The organism is Nocardia sp. NBC_00416 (assembly GCF_036032445.1).
Classification (GTDB): Bacteria; Actinomycetota; Actinomycetes; order Mycobacteriales; family Mycobacteriaceae; genus Nocardia.
The window spans coordinates 1,129,280-1,148,575 of the sequence record NZ_CP107932.1 but is presented as its reverse complement, the minus strand read 5'-3'; the positions used below and the strand labels follow the sequence as shown (position 1 = coordinate 1,148,575).

The 19,296-nt window shown below is 67.9% G+C and carries 16 protein-coding genes; 9 read left to right on the top strand and 7 right to left on the bottom strand.

What is annotated here, in order from left to right:
- Positions 1–54 precede the first annotated feature (54 nt).
- Positions 55–1,857, bottom strand: a complete 1,803-nt coding sequence (locus tag OG804_RS05145) for a hypothetical protein (protein WP_328394389.1) — start codon at positions 1,855–1,857, stop codon at positions 55–57.
- A 1,221-nt stretch (positions 1,858–3,078) separates the two neighbouring features.
- Between OG804_RS05145 and OG804_RS05140 the strand changes: the two genes are divergently transcribed.
- From OG804_RS05140 to OG804_RS05130, 3 genes are all read left to right on the top strand, one after another.
- Positions 3,079–4,413: an alpha/beta hydrolase gene (locus OG804_RS05140; RefSeq protein ID WP_328394387.1), complete on the top strand. Its 1,335-nt coding sequence runs from the start codon at positions 3,079–3,081 to the stop codon at positions 4,411–4,413.
- The gene (locus tag OG804_RS05135) at positions 4,410–6,896 is read left to right on the top strand and encodes a bifunctional lysylphosphatidylglycerol flippase/synthetase MprF (RefSeq protein WP_328394385.1); all 2,487 of its coding nucleotides are present in this window, start codon (positions 4,410–4,412) and stop codon (positions 6,894–6,896) included. Before OG804_RS05140 ends, OG804_RS05135 begins: the two co-directional genes overlap by 4 nt.
- A gap of 151 nt (positions 6,897–7,047) precedes the next feature.
- Complete coding sequence (locus OG804_RS05130; protein WP_328394383.1) at positions 7,048–7,860, top strand: SAM-dependent methyltransferase; 813 nt, start codon at positions 7,048–7,050, stop codon at positions 7,858–7,860.
- Between the two features lie 176 nt (positions 7,861–8,036).
- Here OG804_RS05130 and OG804_RS05125 read toward each other — a convergent pair whose 3' ends face one another.
- Both OG804_RS05125 and OG804_RS05120 read right to left on the bottom strand, forming a co-directional pair.
- Complete coding sequence (locus tag OG804_RS05125; protein WP_328394380.1) at positions 8,037–9,563, bottom strand: sulfatase-like hydrolase/transferase; 1,527 nt, start codon at positions 9,561–9,563, stop codon at positions 8,037–8,039.
- Between the two features lie 152 nt (positions 9,564–9,715).
- The gene (locus tag OG804_RS05120) at positions 9,716–10,333 is read right to left on the bottom strand and encodes a TetR family transcriptional regulator (RefSeq protein ID WP_328394378.1); all 618 of its coding nucleotides are present in this window, start codon (positions 10,331–10,333) and stop codon (positions 9,716–9,718) included.
- Between the two features lie 174 nt (positions 10,334–10,507).
- Here OG804_RS05120 and OG804_RS05115 point away from each other — a divergent pair, with 174 nt between their 5' ends.
- The 3 genes from OG804_RS05115 to OG804_RS05105 are packed head-to-tail and all read left to right on the top strand — an operon-like array spanning position 10,508 to position 12,103.
- Positions 10,508–11,740, top strand: coding sequence for an alkane 1-monooxygenase (locus tag OG804_RS05115; RefSeq protein ID WP_328394377.1), 1,233 nt, complete (start codon positions 10,508–10,510; stop codon positions 11,738–11,740).
- Positions 11,737–11,913, top strand: a complete 177-nt coding sequence (locus tag OG804_RS05110) for a rubredoxin (RefSeq protein WP_328394375.1) — start codon at positions 11,737–11,739, stop codon at positions 11,911–11,913. The genes OG804_RS05115 and OG804_RS05110 overlap by 4 nt, the downstream gene beginning before the upstream one ends.
- A 4-nt stretch (positions 11,914–11,917) precedes the next feature.
- Positions 11,918–12,103 carry a rubredoxin gene (locus OG804_RS05105; protein ID WP_328394373.1) on the top strand — a complete coding sequence of 62 codons (186 nt, stop codon included), beginning with the start codon at positions 11,918–11,920 and terminating at the stop codon, positions 12,101–12,103.
- Here OG804_RS05105 and OG804_RS05100 read toward each other — a convergent pair.
- Entirely contained in the window at positions 12,090–12,587 is a 498-nt protein-coding gene (locus OG804_RS05100) for a hypothetical protein (RefSeq protein WP_328394371.1), read from the bottom strand. The two genes, OG804_RS05105 and OG804_RS05100, sit on opposite strands and share 14 nt — an antisense overlap.
- Positions 12,588–12,757: 170 nt before the next feature.
- On the opposite strand from OG804_RS05100, the gene OG804_RS05095 reads away from it, so the two are divergent.
- Positions 12,758–13,486, top strand: coding sequence for a TetR family transcriptional regulator (locus tag OG804_RS05095; protein WP_328394369.1), 729 nt, complete (start codon positions 12,758–12,760; stop codon positions 13,484–13,486).
- Between the two features lie 4 nt (positions 13,487–13,490).
- Here the strand turns inward: OG804_RS05095 and OG804_RS05090 are convergent, their stop codons facing one another.
- A complete protein-coding gene (locus tag OG804_RS05090; RefSeq protein ID WP_328394367.1) occupies positions 13,491–14,021 on the bottom strand; it encodes a hypothetical protein in 531 nt (176 codons plus the stop codon).
- 404 nt (positions 14,022–14,425) lie between these two features.
- Between OG804_RS05090 and OG804_RS05085 the strand changes: the two genes are divergently transcribed.
- Positions 14,426–15,196: a hypothetical protein gene (locus tag OG804_RS05085; RefSeq protein WP_328394365.1), complete on the top strand. Its 771-nt coding sequence runs from the start codon at positions 14,426–14,428 to the stop codon at positions 15,194–15,196.
- Positions 15,197–15,215: 19 nt separating this feature from the next.
- On the opposite strand, the gene OG804_RS05080 is transcribed toward OG804_RS05085, so the two are convergent.
- Positions 15,216–16,892 (bottom strand): acyl-CoA dehydrogenase family protein, encoded by a 1,677-nt coding sequence (locus OG804_RS05080; protein WP_328394363.1) that lies wholly within the window; start codon positions 16,890–16,892, stop codon positions 15,216–15,218.
- On the bottom strand, positions 16,889–17,575 hold the full coding sequence (locus OG804_RS05075; RefSeq protein WP_328394361.1) for a TetR/AcrR family transcriptional regulator: 687 nt from the start codon (positions 17,573–17,575) through the stop codon (positions 16,889–16,891). Before OG804_RS05075 ends, OG804_RS05080 begins: the two co-directional genes overlap by 4 nt.
- A gap of 122 nt (positions 17,576–17,697) precedes the next feature.
- Between OG804_RS05075 and OG804_RS05070 the strand changes: the two genes are divergently transcribed.
- A complete protein-coding gene (locus OG804_RS05070; protein WP_328394359.1) occupies positions 17,698–19,233 on the top strand; it encodes a class I adenylate-forming enzyme family protein in 1,536 nt (511 codons plus the stop codon).
- The last annotated feature ends 63 nt before the right edge of the window (positions 19,234–19,296 follow it).

Genomic DNA, 19,296 nt, shown 5'->3' with positions numbered 1-19,296 from the left:
ACGGCATCCGGGCGATGCTCGGACTGCGAGGAGAAGAACCGACCGCACACCAGGTCAGGCCGAGGTCTCCTCGGGTTTCGCCTGAGCCATTTTCAGTAGGGCTTCGTGCAGCGTCTTTGCCGACTCCCCCGCACGCTTTCCGCGCAGCTCGACTTCCACGAAGCCTTCGATCAGCGCGCGCCGAGGATCGAGCAGTCCCTGACCGATACTCGGCCCGCCGCTGAGGGAATCGGCCATCATGATCCGCCATGCTTCCTGGCGGGCCCGGTAGCCGCCCGCCTCGTCGAGAGCGGCCGCGAATGCGCGGACGACCGCCGCGTGCACCGGACGCCCGCCGGTATCGGATCGACGGAAAAGTCTTCTGGTCTGTCCCGGCCCGGGCGCGCTCGAGCTCGCCAACTCGGTCCGCTCCAGGGTGATCCATACGCGCGGCCGGCCGCCCGGTCCGGGCTCCGCGGCTTTCTTGCGTTCGCGGCGGATCGTGTCCTCGCGCTGTTCGGCGACCTCGATGCCGTACAGCGGGACGGGATACTTCGCGAGCAGATCGTCCAGGGCCGCGGCGATCTCGTGAACGATATCGGCATCGAGATATCCATTCTCGAAGCCACGGATCTTCAAGCCGTGTCCGCGAGCCATATCCGCGGCGAGCCGGATCGCCGCCGAATCCTCGTCCCCGCCCGTCGCCCGCAGCACAGCCGGCGCCGCGGGGGCCTGATCCGGATCCGGTCCGGTGGCGGATCCGGGCGGCACGTCGGACCACCCGGGATCACCCACCAGTTGCAGCGGCGCGGCCGCCACGGGCCGCGTTGACAGTTCCGCGGGCGCGGGCTCGGCCGGGCTTCCCGTCCCGGACCCGTCCGAGCTCACCTCCGGATCCCCGAACACCGGCAACCCGGGCCGGAACTCGTGCGGCCGGGGCGACGACGCGAGAGACGGCACTATCGGCGGGGAGTCCGCCGACGCGCCGACCCGAGCCGAAACCGGGGATCCCGGTGGCCGCTCGCCTCCGGCGACAAGCGTGAGAGGGACGTCTCCGGGCTCGCGGGACACCGGCGCGGGCCTGGTGATCTCGCGGGGCGGGCCGCTCACCTCAGCGGCGGTCGCGGACAGCACCACGACCGGGTCGGCTGTCGCCGGCATGTAGTCGATGCGTTCGGCGGGGTGGTCGGGATCGACCGGTGCCGACTGCGTCCGGGATGGACGATCGACCGGCTGCGGCACATCCGGCCGTGACGCACGATCGTCGACATCCGAACTACGGGTGCGCGTGCCCACCGCGGCGACCGGCCTCGGCACCCGGCGCGCCTCATCCGGCACACCGACTGCGCCGACGACCGGCGAGCCGGGCAGCGGGTCAGCCGGACGCGGTGGTGGCGATGCCTTTTCGGGCACAGACTCTTCCGGGACGGCCGCCGTGGCCGGCGCCGGATCGGACTCCGCGGACCGGGAAAGCTGCTGATGTTTCGGCGCCGTAGTCGATGCGGACGCCAACGCAAGTGGTGCGCGCGCCGATCCCGACGCGGTGGAGGCGACCGCATCGAACGCGGCGGGTCGCACCGGCGCGGACGCTTTCGCTCGTTTGCGCGACCATGGGGTCGAAGCCGGTGTGCGCGTGGACAGGACGGCTCGGGACGCGTCGACGGCGCTGTTCGAGCGCTCGACCGATACCCCGCGGTCGGTTGAACTCGTCCGGGCCGAACTCGGCGCGGCGGCGATATTCCGCTCCGCGTGCTCCTCGGCAGAGGCCAGGGCGGTTCTCAGTTCCGCGGTGACCCGGGAAGCCTCGGCGATCAACTTCTCCAACGTGGTTACCAACGCGCGTAGTTCGCCCAGATCGTCCTTCGGGGTCCGACTCACCGTTGTCTCCGCTTGTCGTCGCAGCAGTCAGGGCTGGGCCGTCCATCACGGCCAACACAACGGTATGACTTCCACTGACACGAAGAAAGTTTCTTATGTGATGGTTCACGGCGCGAGCTGTGACAACTCTCCCGGATGGGAAGAGCCCGGGGCCGGTCCCAGTGTTCGCGAGACCGGCGACGACGGGCTGCGCGCCGGTGGCTGCGCTACCCGCGCTCAGAGGATCAGGGCGACCAGTGCCCACACCACGCTGACAGCAGCCACCGCGGCGGCGGAGCCGAGACCGATTACCGCACTCATGACGTTTTCTCTCTTCCTCCGACTAAAAATTCGGATTGTTCTCCGGTAAAGAAATCGCAAGAACGACGAAGCCCCCGGAAACCATCGGCCGGATCGAACCTCCGAACACCGTTACCCGGCAGGACTATCGCCCAGTGGGAACACCCTTCCTCGGGAAGGTCCACGTTTTGCACATTAGCACTTCGAAATCAATATCGTCAGGGCCCATTCCATCCGATACGATCGCGCGAATTTGCTTTTGCGGAATCCGTTTCCCGCACCGCGCGCGAATCGCGCCCGGCCGGCCAATTCCTATATCCGCTCACCGGCGGGCCCGAAGCGGCACCGGCCGACACCCGAGTGCGCACCCGACGCGGGCCCAGCGCTCGCTGTTTCCACCGCCACAGCGGCCCCGGTCACACGACGGACACCGGCCTCCGCGCGGCGGCACGACCGTCTCTGCGCGACCCGGGCCCACGCCGCTGCCGCGCTGCCGATCTCACGTGTGCGAGTCGCTCGCACAGCTCGCTGTTTCGTAATTGTGAGACAGTTCCACCGATGCATAACAGACCGGACGGCAATTATTATCGAGAGGCCGCATCGTCATTGATATCCGTCAACCGACCGAGGAATGACCACCGAATTGTGACGCCGGATCCGGGCCGGACAGAAATCATTATCCATCCGTAGTCCGAGATTGCCGTGATATAAACCGGAGATAATCTCGCGTCGAGCGCGCGCATAGCACCGACGCCGTTCGGATCGCCGCGACGGCACAGTGCGCCCTGGTGCCCACCCGGCAATCCACCGACGCGCCGGGTCGACGACGATCCGCCGCGACCCGGTGCTGATCAGGACGCGAACGAAGGCGGCCGGGACGGGCGTTCCCGCGCCGACTGTCGATCACCGTGCCGGGCAGCGCGCACCCGCATACTGGACGTTATGTCGTGGACCGGACTCGCGGAAAGGGTGCTCGACCTGCGTGTGACGACTACGCAGGCAACCGCTGTGTTCGTCGTCGTCACGGCGGTGGGCCTGGCCGTGCTGGCTGCGCGCCGGCAGCGTCGCTGGCTGCTCGCCGGGCTCACCGCCGCGGCGGGGGCGGCCGTGGCGACGGTGGTGCTCGCCGCCGTGCTCATCGACAAGGTGTGGCGGCCTTTTCCCGACCCGCTGCCCGCTGTCGTCTACCTCTGGTCGGGTCTGGCGATTTTCGCCATGGCGTTGCTGGGCGGCCGGTGGTTCGTACGCCGTCGGGACCGGTCGCGGCCGGCCGTCGGGGCCGGGCTCGTCGCGGCGGCGGTGGCGGTGCTGCTCTGCGCGGCCGGCGGGATCAACGCCGTGTACGACGCGTACCCGACGGTCCGTGCGGTTCTCGGCAGAACCGACTACCGCACGGTGCCGTTCGACGCGTCGCTGGCGCCCCAGGCGGTATCGGGCCAGGATCCGCCGCGGCCCGGGAATTGGGTGCCGCCCGACGATCTGCCGCAGACCGGCGCGGTGACCAAAACCTCCATTCCGGGTGCCGTCTCCCGGTTTTCCGCCCGCGCGGCACGGATCTATCTGCCGCCGGCCTACTTCGCCGCCCCACGGCCCGACCTGCCCGTGCTCGTACTCCTGGCCGGGCAGCCCGGCAGTCCCGACGACTGGCTCGTCGGCGGCCGGCTCACCGAGATCATGGACGCCTACGCGGCCGGCCACCGCGGGCTGGCGCCGATCGTCGTCCTCGCCGACGGCACCGGCGGCCGGCTCGACAACCCACTGTGTGTCGACTCGCATCTCGGCAATGCCGCGACGTACCTGACCGTCGATGTGCCCGAATGGGTACGCGCCCACCTGCAGGTCGACCCCGATCCACGAGCGTGGGCCGTGGGCGGCCTCTCCTACGGCGGCACCTGTGCCCTGCAACTGGCCACCACCCGCCCTGACGTCTACCCCACGTTCCTCGACATGTCGGGTCAGGCGGAACCGACGCTGGGCAATCGCAACACCACGATCCGCGACGTCTTCGGCGGCGATGCCGAGGCCTTCGCCCGCAACAACCCCGCCGACCTGCTGGCCCGTAATCGCTACCCCGACTCGGCGGGCGCCTTCGTCGTAGGTCTCGACGACGCCGAATACCGCGGCGCGATGGAGCGGCTCACCGCCGCGGCACGGGCCGCCGGTATGGATGTCCACCTCACCGAACTGCCCGGCGCCCACAGCTTCGCCGTGTGGTCCGCCGGACTCGAGAAGGAGATGCCTTGGCTCGGCCACCGACTCGGCCTCGACGCCCCGTGACCGCTCGCATCATCTCGGGGATTTCGCGCGCCCCTGTATCGCTCGGTCTGCTGGTGGCGATCTGGATACTCGGCGCGAGCACCGGTGCGTTGCTGAAGGGTCCGTCGCACGAGCTGGCGGGGAACATATCCCTGGGGCTCAGCACCTTCGGCGAGGGCCACGTGTGGACGCTGTGGACCTCCGGTCTGTTCGCCTCCGGGCTCGGCGAGTACGTGGTGTCGAGCCTGCTCGTCCTCGCTGTCGCGGTGCCGGTCGAGCATCGCATCGGCAGCCGGCGCTTCGCGATCGCGGTGTTCGTATCCCAGGGCGCCGGGGCCGCACTCGCGCTCGCGGCGGCGCGGCTCGCGTCGGCGGTGCCCAACGCGTGGGGTCTCGAGCTGCACGGGCACGTGACCGAGGATCCGCTGCCCTGGATCCTCGGTGCGTTGCTCGCCGCCACCGCGGCGATGCACACGCTGTGGCGCCGACGTATCCGCACGCTGGTGCTGGTGGTTCTGGTGACCACCGCGCTGTTCGCCGGCCACCTGCAGGATGTGACGCGATTGTCCGTCGCGTTGACGGGTCTGCTCGTCGGTCCGGTGTTGTTCGGGCGCGCCGCGCGCCGCCCGGCCCTCGGCGGGACGATCCGGGAACGCCGCACCCTCGTCGCCCTCGTCGTCGCGGCCAGCGTCCTCGGGCCGATCCTCGCGGCCTTCTCGCCCCATGCCATCGGGCCCCTGTCGGCACTGCGTGAACTGTTCGATCAGGTGCCGTACAACCCGCGCGAGCTGGTCGGTGTGTGTGCCGATCCGGGTCTGCACGACGAGTGCCGCGAAGGGCTCCAGGCACTGCGACTGTCCGGCATCGGGCCGGTGACGATGAACCTCATGCCGTCGGTGTTGTTGCTCGTCGGCGCCGAGGGGCTACGGCGCGGCCGGCGCGCGGCCTGGCTGCTCTCGGTAGGGGGCCATGTAGTGCTCGTGGTCGCCGCCGCCGTCAGTACGGTCGTGCGGATCACCGAACAGGACGAGGTGCGCTCGCTGCTGTACGGCATCCATCGCCACAGCTCGGTGTACATGGAAATCGCTCCGTTGCTGGCGCTCATCGCGGTACTGGTTCTGCTACTGGCCACCCGGCAACTGTTCGAGGTGCGCGCTGCCCGCGGGACGTATCGCCGCGTATGGCTGGGCACCCTCGCCGCGGCCGGTTTCGCCCTCCTGGCCTACCTGGCGTTGGGGACCCTGCTCGCCGGCGGCTTCGACCGTGACCCCGGGGTCGGCACGCTGCTGCGGGACGCACCGCTGCGGCTGCTCCCGCCCGTGTACCTTCAGCTCTTCGAGCCGCCCGTGCTGCCGCTGACACCCGCGGCGACGTTGCTGTTCGAATGGATCGGCGTGATCGTGTGGGCGACGTTCTGCCTGTTGATGCTGCGCGGCTTTCTCACCCCGCCGGCCGGGTACGACCTGGGTGGCGAGCGCCGGGTACGCGAACTGTTGCACACACCCGGCGGCGGCTCCCTGTCGTGGATGAGCACATGGCCGGGCAACAGGTACTGGTTCTCGGCGGACGGGCGCCATGCCGTGGCGTACCGGGTGCACTCCGGTGTCGCCCTGACCATCACGGATCCGATCGGTGACTCCTCCTCGTTGACTGCGGCAGTCGACGAGTTCGCGGCCTATTGCCTCGGCAACGGGTGGACGCCGTGCTTCTACTCCGTCGGGCAGGACACCGCGGCGATCGCCCGGGAGCACGGCTGGAGTTGCCTGCAGGTGGCGGAGGAAACGCTCGTCGAACTGCCCGGTCTGGCCTTCAAGGGCAAAAAGTTCCAGGATGTGCGGACCGCCCTGAATCGCGCGGGCAAGGACGGGGTCGAGGCACGGTGGACGACGTTCGCCGACGCCCCCCTGTCGGTCACCGAGCAGATCGTCGAGATATCCGAAGAGTGGGCCGCCGACAAGGGACTTCCCGAAATGGGTTTCACCCTGGGCGGACTCGCCGAACTCCACGACCCCGAGGTCCGGCTGTTGCTGGCAGTCGACCAGGACGATCATCTCCACGCCGTGACCTCGTGGATGCCGGTCTATCGGGACGGCGCACTGGTCGGCCTGACATTGGATTTCATGCGACGCCGTTCCGACGGATTCCGCGCGGCGATGGAGTTCCTCATCGCCTCGGCGGCATTGTCCGCGCAGGAACAGGGTCTCGAGTTCCTCAGCCTGTCCGGCGCACCGCTCGCGAGTTCCGACACCGCCGAACCCGGCCTCGATCGCGGCGCGCTCGACGCGCTGCTCGATCTGCTGGGGCGCACACTCGAACCGGTCTACGGTTTCCGGTCGCTGCTCGCCTTCAAAGCGAAGTTCCAGCCCCGGTACCGGCCCATGTACATGGTGTTCCCCGATCCCGCGGCACTGCCGACCATCGGGATCGCCATCGGCCGTGCGTATCTGCCGCACCTGTCGCTGGAGGAGGGCGGGCAGTTCCTGACCCAGCTGCTGCGACGCTGAAACCACAACGTCCGCCGGAATCATCGTGTGGATCGCGCCGCGGCCCCCGAATTACCGAATACGCCGTGTACGCCGGATCCCGTTGAGCGGCTTACCCGAATGCGGTATACCTGCGTGGTACCGATCTCGACATCACAAGGAGAACCCCGCCGTGCCCGACGGCCCTATCGATCTGCGTACCGATGTGGCGCACCCCGCCCGGATGTACGACTACTTTCTCGGCGGCAAGGATTCCTACGATGCCGACCGGGCCGCCGCCGAGCAGGCACTCCAGGATTTCCCGGCCGTCCGGTTGACCGCGCGCACCAACCGCGAGTTCATGCGCCATGCCACTCGCTACCTCACCGAACAGGGCATCCGCCAGTTCCTCGATATCGGCACCGGTATCCCCACCGAGCCCAACCTGCACCAGGTCGCCCAGGGCCTGGCGCCGAAATCGCGGGTGGTGTACGTGGACAACGACCCGATCGTGCTCGCGCACGCGCGGGCGCTGCTGGTGAGCGCCGAAGAGGGCCGCACCGCCTATATCCAGGCCGATGCCGGACAGCCGGCGGCCATCCTCGCCGCACCGGAACTGCGTGCGACGCTGGATTTGTCACAGCCGGTGGCGGTCTCGCTCATGGCTCTGCTCCACTTCGTGCCCGGCGACGTCTACGACATCGTGAACACATTGATGGCGGCGCTGGCGCCGGGTTCCTATCTGGCGATGTCGCATGTCACGACGGACTTCGACGAAGGCCCCGACGATCCCGACGGGATGGCACGGCTGCTGCAGGTGTACAAGGATCGCGGGATTCCCGTGCGGCCGCGTAGCCGCGCGGAGGTCGCGCGGTTCTTCGAGCAACTGGAGTTGGTGGATCCCGGCGTCGAGGTCATCCACCGATGGCGCACCGCGGGTATCGAGCATCCGAAGAGCCACGACAAGAAGGTGTCGCTCTACGGCGCAGTGGGCCGGAAGCTCTAGAGCCCGGGCCGCCGGAAGGCGCCCGGGGCGAATGCCGCGTCGGGCAGAGCTCGGTGGGGATCCCCCGGCAGGTGGGCTTGCTGATATCGCAACGCCCGAGTAGCCGTTCCCGGCCGACGGCATCGCAACACGTTGTGGCCGGTGCGATTCCGACGACCGGCTCGACACCGTCCGAGCTAGCGGCAAGTGGATCCCGCGCAGGTGGTCAGCGTCGCGAGACGGCGGTCCAGGTCGGCGACCACGGCGGCGTGGGTGGCGCGCCCCGCGGGGGTTTTGATCAGATTGGTCAACTGGTACGGGTCGGCCCGCAGGTCGTACAGTTCGTATTCGCGCTGGTCGAGCGGGCGTTCACGTTCGTACCAGCGCACGTACAGATAACTCGCCGTGCGTACGGCGCTCCAGGACGGCATATCCAGTACATAGACGAGCGGGGAGTCGGTACCGGGGATCTGCTCCTGGGCGATGCCGTCGCGACCGTCGTCGCCCGGTCCCCCGTACTCGGCGGCGAAATCGTCACGCCACCCGCTGGTATCGCCGGAGAGCACGGGCGCCAGGGAGCGGCCGTCCACCCGTCCGGAGATCGGTACGCCGGCCCAGTCGAAGAGCGTCGGGGCGAGATCGATCGAGAGGGCCATGGCCGCGCTGCGGCCGGGCCGGATACCGGGACCCGCGATCGCCAGCGGCACCCGCATGGACTCTTCGTAGGGAGCCATTTTCTGAGTGAGGCGGTGGGCGCCGAGACTGTAGCCGTTGTCGGAGGTGAAGACCAGGTAGGTGTTGTCGAGTTCGCCGGTGCGGGCGAGAGTGTCGACGATGCCCGAGACCATGTCGTCGAGAGATTTCAGGGCGCCGAGCCGGTTGGTGTAGTCGACGTCGTTGGTCGCGGCGATCGTCGCGGCCCGCGCGCCCGCGGTGTCGATCAGCCACGACGGTTTATCGGAGACGTCGGGCTCCTGATAGTTCGGCGACCGCGGCGAGGCCGTGGGCCGAGTGTCGGGCAGATGCCGGGGCGCGGGCGGGATCGGGAAGTGCGGGGAGGTCGAGACGGCGTACCAGAAGAACGGCTGCCCCGACGCGGCGGCATCGGTGATGAACCGCTCGGACTTGGCGCGGATCACGTCGGTCTCGTAATCCTGGGGCGTCACACCGTATTTCACGAATGTGCCGTTCTCGTTCAGTGTGTAGTTGTAGCCGGAGTACAGGAAGTTGTCGACGCCGGCGTTCCAGTCGTCCCAGCCGGGCGGGATGTGGCCGGGGTCGTCCTCGAGCCCGTTGAGGTATTTCCCGGCCATACCGGTCCGGTACCCGGCGTCGTGCAGGGCGGTGGCGATGGTGTGGGATTCGTTGCCGCGGGCCCGGAAAGTCTCGAAGCCGCCGACCTCGCCGGCATTGGTGAGGACACCGGTGTTGTGCCCGTATTCGCCGGTCAGGATGGACGCGCGGGCGGCGCAGCAGATCGGCATGGGCGCGAAAGCGTCGGTGAATTCCATCCCGCGATCGCGGATCAGCGCCGCGGTGCGCGGCATCGCCTCCCACACCGGCGTGGTGGCCGCGTCCAGATCGTCGGCGAGAATCATCACGACGTTCGGCCGCCGGTCACCGTGTTCCGGCGCGGCCGACGCCGCGGATACACACCCGGCCGCCGTCAGCAGCACCGCGACGGTCGCGCACAGCGACCTACGCACAGAACGAGCAGCACCCATGCGAACTCCTCGAGAGTATGTGTCGCCGGTTGGATGATTCGCGCCCGGCGTGCCCGTACTCCGACACGGTAGATCAGCGAACCGAGTGGACGCGGTAGCGCCACAAGGTTCCTCGCGGATTCTCGATCATCGGCGTACCGGGAGGGGTGCGGTCAGTCGCCGCTTCGCGGCTCGCGGGTGAATATGCAGCCCGCGACGAGTGCGACCTGGGCGACGGCGCGGTCGACGGCGCCCGCGGGCTGGAACAGGTGGCTCAGCACCAGCCGGACCACCGCTTCGACCCGGGTACCGATTTCGTCGTCGGTGAACGCGCCGAGATCGTACTGCGCGCACAGCACGACGGTGACCGCGGCGGAAGCGCGACCCAGGACGGGTTCCGGTTCGGTCATGAGCGCGGGCAGCAGCGTCGTGTCGGCGCTGGAACGGCCCGCGAGTATGGCTTTGAGCAGCGTGTTGTCCGCCGCGGTGCGCAGGGTGTACTCCGCCGCGGCGGTGATTCCGGCGAGAAGGTCGCCGGGCCGGGTGGCGATGGCCTCGGTGACGCCGACCAGAAATGTGTCGAGTTCGCCGGCGATGACCGCGTCGGCCAGGTCCTGCTTGGTGCCGATCTCTTTGTAGAGCACGGGGCGGCTCACGCCGACTTCCTTGGCCACCCGGGACATGTTGACCGCGCCCCAGCCCTCGTCGCAGACCAGGCGGCGGGCGGTGTCGATAACACGGGCGCGGAGTACTCGGCGCATCTCGCTGTGGAAGTTCGGCGCTTCAGCCACGGCCACCAGGGTACATCAGTCGGCAATATTGTCCGATCATTGACAATCCGAGAAGAACTGTCTGTAATGAATACACTTTGCTAAAAAGTGTAAACACCCGAAAGGACGGCTGCCGATGAAGCGGCCGGCGGTACAGACAGACCGTCGCACCCCGGGCAGGCGAGGAGGACAACGATGACGACGACGTCTCGGAGGGAGCAGCGCGGCGATGCGGCGCCGCCGCAGTGGCGCGACCGCAAGCGCTATCTGTGGTTGTTCGGGCTGGTCGCGCCGACCGCGCTCGGCCTGGGCGCGGCGCTGGTATGGGTCTTCAACCGGCTGGGCTGGCACCAGACGGCACCGGTCTGGTGGTGGATCGGACCACTGCTGGTCTATGTACTGCTGCCGATCCTGGATCGGTTCTTCGGACCGGACGGACAGAATCCACCCGAAGAAATCATGGAGCAGCTCGAGCACGACAAGTACTACCGCTACTGCGTCTACGCCTTCATCCCGTTTCAGCTGTTCAGTCTGATCTTCGCCGCCTACCTGTGGACCGCGGCGGATCTGTCCTGGCTGGGAGTCGACGGCGGACTCGGGCCGTGGTCGAAGATCGGGGTAGCACTCAGTATCGGCGTGATGGGCGGCGTCGGGATCAACACGGCCCACGAACTCGGGCACAAGAAAGACGAACTAGAACGCTGGCTGTCCAAGATCACACTCGCCCAGACCGGCTACGGCCACTTCTACATCGAACACAACCGAGGACATCATGTACGGGTCGCTACGCCGGAGGATCCGGCCAGCGCTCGGTTCGCCGAGTCCTTCTGGAGCTTCCTGCCGCGCAGCGTATGGGGCAGCCTACGATCGGCGTGGACATTGGAGTGCACGCGGTTCCAGCGTATGGGAAAAAGCCCGTGGACGATTCGCAACGATGTGCTCAACGCCTGGTTGATGACGGTTGTTCTGTGGGGTGTGCTGGCCGCGGTATTCGGCCCGGGAGTACTGCCGTTCCTGCTGCTCCAGGCCGTATACGGGTTCTCGCTGCTGGAAACGGTGAACTACCTCGAGCACTACGGGCTGCTCCGGACCCGGACGGACTCGGGCCGGTACGAGCGATGCGCCCCGGCGCACAGCTGGAACTCCGACCATATCGTCACCAATATCTTCCTCTACCACCTGCAGCGTCACAGCGATCATCACGCCAACCCGACGCGGCGCTACCAGACCCTGCGCAGCGTGGACGGCGCACCCAACCTGCCCAGCGGCTATGCCAGCATGATCACCCTTGCCTACTTCCCGCCGCTGTGGCGAAAGGTGATGGATCACCGCGTCCTCGACCACTACCGCGGCGATATCACCCGCGTGAACATTCAGCCCCGGCGGCGGGAACGCGTGCTGGCCCGGTACGGGGTGGCGGACCGATGACCGTCTACGCCTGCCCCGTCTGCGGCTTCCACTACAACGAAACCACCGGCGCGCCCCGGGAAGGATTTCCGGCGGGCACCGCATGGTCGTCGATCCCCGACGACTGGTGCTGCCCGGACTGCGGGGTCCGCGAAAAACTCGATTTCGAACCCGTCATGACGACGAAAGGATAATGACGTGGCCACCGGATACAAGTTGTTCCAATGCGTGCAATGCGGCTTCGAATACGACGAGGCGCTGGGCTGGCCGGAGGACGGCATCGCGCCGGGGACCCGATGGGACGATATCCCCGACGACTGGTCGTGCCCGGATTGCGGTGCGGCGAAGGCGGATTTCGTCATGGTCGAGGTCAGCCGCGCATGAGCGAACGTGTGTCCTCGTCGCCGCCGATCTCGCCGTCGCCACGGCGCGCGCCACGATACGGCAGCACGAACATGTACAGGCCGGAGAGCAGGAGCGCGGCGAGCGGGAAAAGGGGCAGATAGGACACCCAGACGAGGGGTTCCGGTAATGCCGATGCCACGAAGGTCGCGAGGACTGTCACCGTGAAGACCACGGCCGCCCCGCGGTGCAGTGTCCGTATCCCGTGCGCGGTCGAACGACCCCCGGCTCCGGGAGCCCGACCGGACGGGACGGCCCCGGCCGGTCCACCTCGCCATCTTCCGACGAACGGCAACACGTACAGGTAGAGACCGGAGAAGAACAGTAGGGCGAGGGGAGGCAACGGGAGGTACGACACCCAGATCGGCGCCCGCAGCACCAAGGCTACGACGGTGAGGACGACGGTCACGGTGAGGACGATCGCCAGCACCCGGTGGATCTGCCGAACCCGCTTGCTCCAGTTCATCGCGTCCTCCTCGATAACGAGTGCCCCGGCGATGCGCCGCCCGAGATCGATGACGACGCTAATGACTGTGCTGTGTCCAGTGCTTCTCGATTCCTGATCACTCCGTTTACGGGCGCCCGCGCCCGGAAGCGGACCGGCGGCGCGCCGAAAAGTCGAGTTACCATAACTCGGTGGATGGCCCCGGCGAGGTGGACGCGGCAGCAAGAATCCTCGATACCGTGGTCGAGATCATCGAGGCCGACGGCTACGACGCGGTGCAGCTGCGGACGGTCGCCAAACGTGCCCGGGTGTCGCTGACGACCATCTACGGTCTGCACAGCAGCCGCGACGAACTCATCCTGGCGGCGGTCGAGGCGTGGATGGCCGGCAATGCCTACACCGATTTGTCGCCCCACCCACAGCACGAGCCCCTGCCCGACGGTTTGATGCGGCTCGTTCGGCGGGTGTTCCAGCCCTGGGAGCGGAGCCCGCGTATGGCGCATGCCTTCTACCGCGCCCGCGCTACACCCGGCGGGAATCGATTGGACAGCCAAGGATTCGAAGCCGTTCTGCCCGCCGCCGGACACCTGCTCGCCGGTCTGGATCGCGACTATGTCGCCGATATCGCGCTGGTCCTGATCAACCTGTGTTATGCGATGGTCGGCCGGTTGGTCGACGGGACGGCCGACGTTCCCACGATTCTGTTGTCGCTCGAACGCGTGGTCCACCGGCTGACGAGCGACAATTCACAGCTGGCGACCCACAGGTCGGCCGCTGAACCGGATACGACCCCGTCGCTGGACTTTTCCCTCTTCTCATTGTTCGGACCGGGCTTCGCGGAGCCGAGCGGGCACACAGCCGACCACAACACAGCCGACCACAACGGCGACCGGCCCGACCCCGCGGCGATCGACCCGTAACGCGCTACCGAGGCCCGCGATACGTCCAGAACATCTCGGCGGCCGGTCGCGGATCACGCGCAGTCCCGACCGCGTCCAGCGCCCGGCATTTGAAGGCATGCCCCGCCAGGCTGACCTGATGGGAAGTCGCCACCGCGAACTCGCGACCGAATCCGATGGCCGGGCAACGTCCCCAGAAATAGGTCTGCTCCATCCCGAGGTCGCGCCGCGCGCGAACCATCTCCTGGACCCGGGCATCGGCGGTGTGGACGTCGGCGGCGACAGCCAGCACCTCGAAGCCGGTGGCCCATTCCGGATAGTCCGTCAGATCGCCGAATTCCGTGGCCGTCGCGCCGAGGATCTCCAGCGCTCGCGCATGACCGGCGCAAGGCGTGAGCACGATCGTCTCGCTGCCCGCCATGGTCCGGTCGAACATCCAACCCCCCAGGCAATCCACGGCGTCGGCCACGGTGGGCGTCACGACCACCGCGCGATGACGAAGCGTGCGGCGGCGTGCCTGTGCCGCCCCTCGTGCGGCCGAGCGCGTGGTAGCCATCCCGAGCTCGTCGGATACAGCGAATCGAACTGCCATACTTGCCATTCCGTTCTATCGAACTGTGCCGCCGGCCCACACGCGCGCGACAGCCATGGGCACACCTCGTGTTCGCCCGGACGGCGGAGCCGCCTCCTGGAGCGGGTTCGGCCGGCGATACGCCGCTCCCCCGCAACCACCGACGACCACGTGCACGAGCCCTGCCTTTTCCGGGCGACCGAGGCTTCCCCCGATCACCCACATCGACGCCGGTATCCTGCCCAGCCGCACCGACAGCGCGACAGTAACATGGTTATCGCCTGATCATCGCAGATTTGCGAACAACGGCCCATCCGGCTCACGCACTGCTCCGAAGACCGCATGAGTGATTGATAGCGATCAACGATCACAATCCGGAAGGGGTTCCGTTGTCCCGTCGATTTCGCTGCAGTGCCGCCGCCCTCGTCGTCGCGGCCGGAAGTGCCGCGGCGCTTCTCGTCCATCCCGCGGCCGACGCCGCACCTGTAGCGGGGTTGGTTCGCACCGAAGCCCCTGAGCAGGACCGAGTTCCGGTAGTCGGCGGCAGGCTGGTGCTCGACCTCGGCCGGGCGATCGACCTCGACGGCGAGAGCATCGTGGCCGCGGCCGACGGCGGGGCGGTCGACACCGATCACGGGATCGCGCTCGACATCGCGCGTGGCAGCACGATCACCTACCGCACCGCGCACAAGGGTATAGACGGATCAGCCCGGTTCACCGGTGGGATACAGCTCTCCAAAGGCAGTGCCGAGGTCACGATCTCGGCCCTGACCTACGACATCACGACCGGACACATCACTGGCGAAGTAGGTGGCTCGACGATCGATATCGCCGGCGTGTCCGAACCCGATCACGCCGAGGTCGTGAAGGAAGAGGGCTCGTCGCGGGCGACACTGCTGCTCGGCGGGCAAGGGATCACCCTGAGCCCCGGTCTCCTCACCGCCATCGACAAGGCACTCGGCACCGGCCTGTCCACCTCCGACAACGATCGCGAGATCGAGGGTTCGCTGACCCTGGACCTGGACCTGGTCCAGGGCAACAAGGTGAACACCGCATTGGTCACGGCACTCGGACTGGACGCCGAGATCGACTCCGACGCCGATCGTTCCGCACTGCACGAGATGGACCTCGACGTCGGGCTCCAGCTTTCCCTGCTCTGAGCCGATAGCGGCCGTTGGTTCAGTGCCGAGCGAGGATGGCGGCGAAATCGGTACCCGCAGGCAAGGATCCGTACTGCAGGTCACGATCTTCGCCCAGCCGGGCCGCGAGAAACGCCTCGGCGACGGCCGTCGGCGAATACCGCAACAGCAGCGACGCCTGCAGGCCCAGCGCCATCGAGGACGCCACAGCGCGGGCCCGTAACTGCGCCCGCTCGGGCGGAAGGGCCGATAATTCGGTGAGCGCGCGCCGCATGCGATCGTGATGCCGATCGAAGAGGGCGGACGCACCGCGGGCCGTGGCGAGTTCGGCGTCGAAAGCGTGTGCCGACTCGGGTTCACGAGTCATCGCCCGCAGGACGTCCAGGGCGATGACATTGCCCGAGCCCTCCCATACAGCCATGACCGGCTGCTCCCGGTAGCGGCGCGCCAGCGGGAACGACTCGGTGTAGCCGTTGCCGCCGAGGCATTCGAGAGCCTCGTAGGCATGGTGGGGGCCACGCTTGCAGATCCAATACTTCGACACCGCGGTGGCGAGCCGGCGGAACGCCTTTTCGCTCTCGTCGGCATCCGCGTCGTGCGCACGGGCGAGCCGCAGCGCGGTGACCGTAGCGGCCTCGGACTCGAGCGCGAGGTCGGCGGCGACCGCGGTCATGGCGGGCTGATCGATCAGCGTCGCACCGAAGGCACTGCGATGCCGGACATGCCACAGTGCCTCGGCGACGGACTGGCGCATACCCGCGGTCGAGCCGTACACGCAGTCCAGGCGGGTCCGGGAAACCATCTCGATGATGGTGCGCACCCCACGCCCCGGCTCACCGACGAGATGGCCCACAGTGCCGTCGAGTTCGATTTCCGAGGACGCGTTGGACTTGTTGCCGAGCTTGTCCTTCAGTCGCTGGATCCGGAATACGTTGCGGGTGCCGTCCTCGAGTACCCGCGGTACGAGGAAGCACGAGAGAGCCGCGGAGTCGCCGGCCGTGGCCGGGTCCTGGGCCTGCGCGAGGATCAGGAATCCGTCGGACATGGGGGCCGAGCAGAACCACTTGTGGCCGGTCAGCGACCAGGTCCCGTCCGAGTTCGCGACCGCGCGGGTGGTGTTGACCCGGACATCGGAGCCGCCCTGTTTCTCGGTCATCGCCATCCCGAACAGCACACCGGATTTGTCGCCGGGAGCCCGCAGGCGGCCGTCGTAGCCGCGGCCGTACAGCCGCGGCAACCACAATTCCGCGACTTCGGGGGAGAACTCGAGGGCCGGAACAACGGAGTGGGTCATCGAGATCGGACAGGCGTGCCCCGCTTCGACCTGCGCGAACAGCATGAACGTCGCGGCCCGCGCGACATTCGCTCCGGGCCTCGGTCGCGCCCACGCGGCGGTATGGGCGCCGTGCGCCACCGCGGCGCCGATTACCCGGTGGTAGGCCGGATGGAACTCGACCTCATCGATCCGGTTGCCGTACCTGTCGTGGGAGTGGAACACCGGGGTGACGGTGTTCGCCAGCTCGGCATCGTGCTGGAAGGACTCCGCGCCCACGAGATCGCCGACGTCGATCAGCGCCTCAGTCGCCCAGTCGGCGTCGTGCCGTGACACCCCCTCGACCAGCGCGACGTTCGACGTGTACTCGTTCACGCCGATCCGCGGGGGCGCCTGGTTGAACACCTCGTGGGTGCGGAATCCCGCGGGAGCGATGGCTGTCATGAGGGTGTCCCTTCGATACGTCGATTCGAGTAGGCGGAGCCCGGTGAGCGTCGGGCGTCATCGCCGGTGTAGCCGGTGCCGTGGAAACAGAAACGCATGATCGCCTCGACGATCCCGCGATCATCGGCGTCCTCGTCGTTCGTCACCGCATGAGTCGGCGAGAGCCTGCCGGTGAGCGATTCGCTGATGGCGCCGATCAGCGCGGCCGCCGTAACGCCGAGATGCTGGTCGGGGAACACCCCCGCCGCGATGCCCTCGCGCAGGATCTCGGTGGTCAGCCGGTGGTAAGCGGCCCGGTAGGTCAGGCGCTCGGCGTCGATTCGCGGATCGACGGGCTCGAAGAGCAGCGACCAGGCCATCTGCCTGCCGCGGATCGCGCGTATCGAGAACGTCTCGACCAGGGCGCGCAATCGCGCGGGCGCGCCGTCGGCTCCGTCGACCGCCGCCCGCACCACGGCGAGCTCCCGATCCGCACTGGCCCGGAAGACAGCCGCGAGCAGGTCGGCGTTGCCGTCGAAGTAGGAGTAGACCGTGCCGACGCCGAGTCCGCTGCGCTCGGCGATCGCCTTGACGGTCGCCGCGGCGAATCCGCTGGTCGCCACCAGTTCGGTGGCCTCACCGAGGAGCGCTGCCCGCCGTTGCGCCTGCGCGGCGCGCGTCTTCTCGGTCGGCCGGTACACCACCCGTCCGGGCCCCTTTCCGTATAGTTCGAATCATGATTCAATCCTTCGAAGAAGCACTGTAGACCCGAACCCGACCCACGGCAATGCCCCGCGGATCGAAGGCGAACGCGAGGAGCGGCCCCATGAACCTGACCACGATGCTGGAGAGCACCGTTCGCAGATACCCCGACAAGGACGCGATCGTCTACGGCGCCGAGCGGATCACCTACGCCGAATTGCTCTCCGCGTCCGAGCGGGCCGCGCGGGTGCTGCGCGAGCGCGGCGTCCGGCCGGGCGACCGGGTCGCGGTGATGACCTACAACAGTCCGGGGTTCGCGGTCGCGGCATTCGGCGCCTGGCGCGCGGGCGCGGCGCTGGTGCCGGTCAACCACAAGCTCGCGCCCCCGGAGATCGAGTACACGCTGGCCCACTGCGGGGCGAAGGTCGGCGTGGTGTCGGCGGATCTGCGAGCGAATGCGCAAGCCGGTGCGCCACAGGTCGATTGGCTGCTGACCGAACTCGGCGACGACGCGCCCGCACACGCCGATCGCGATTTCGACCGCCTGACCGGTGCGGCCGAAAAGTGGGCCGGGGCGCCGGTTCAGGAGTCCGATATCGCGCAGGTGCTCTACACCTCCGGCACCACCAGCGCACCGAAGGGATGCCTGCACACCCACCGCTCGATCACCACGGTCGCGCCCTATATCGCGAACACGCTCGGTCTCGACCAGGACGAGCGCGTATTGATCGCGATGCCGATCTGGCATGCCGCACCGCTCAACGTCTGGTTCATCACGACGATATTCCTGGGCGGCACGATCGTTCTGATGCGCGAGTACCACCCCCTGAAATTCCTGGAAACCGTCCAGGAACAGCGGATCACAGCGTTCTTCGGGGCGCCGATCGCCTACCTGGCACCGCTCCAGGCGGCACGGGCCGCCGGGAAGCGGCCGGCCGACTTCGACTTCTCGTCCATGCGCCGTTGGACCTATGGCGGCGCGCCCATCGGCGCCGAGGTCGCCCGCCGGCTCCAGCGGGAATACCGGTCCGAGAACTTCTACCAGGTGTACGGCATGAGCGAGATGGGCCCCACCGGCACCGCGCTGTACCCGCACGAACAGATCACCAAGGCCGGATCGATCGGCCGATGCGGTATGCCCGGGGTCGACCTTCGGGTCGTGCGACCCGACGGCGCCGACGCCGCGCCGGGCGAGACCGGGGAGATCTGGCTCGCCGGCGACACCCGGATGATCGGGTACCTGAACGACGCCGCGGCCACCGCGGAGGTATTCGAAGGCCGCTGGTATCGCAGCGGCGACGTCGCGCGGCTCGACAAGGACGGATACGTCTACATCGTCGACCGCACCAAGGACGTCATCATCACCGGCGGCGAGAACGTGTACTCCCAGGAAGTCGAGGAGGCGATCGGCCGCCGTTCCGATGTGCTGGACGTCGCGGTGATCGGCCGCCCGCATCCGGAGTGGGGCGAAACGGTGGTCGCCGTGGTCGTCGCGGCCCGCGGAGCAGTGCTCGAACTCGACGACCTGCGCGACGAACTCTCCGACCAGCTGGCCCGCTACAAGATTCCGCGCGAGTTGGTGCTGGTGGACGAACTGCCTCGAAACCCGTCGGGCAAGCTCACCAAACATGTCCTCCGGAAACAGCTGATCACCGGATGAGCCGACAAGTGTTCGCACCGAGGCACACTCACCCCGGCTCGGAGATCCCGGGTTTAATCGAAA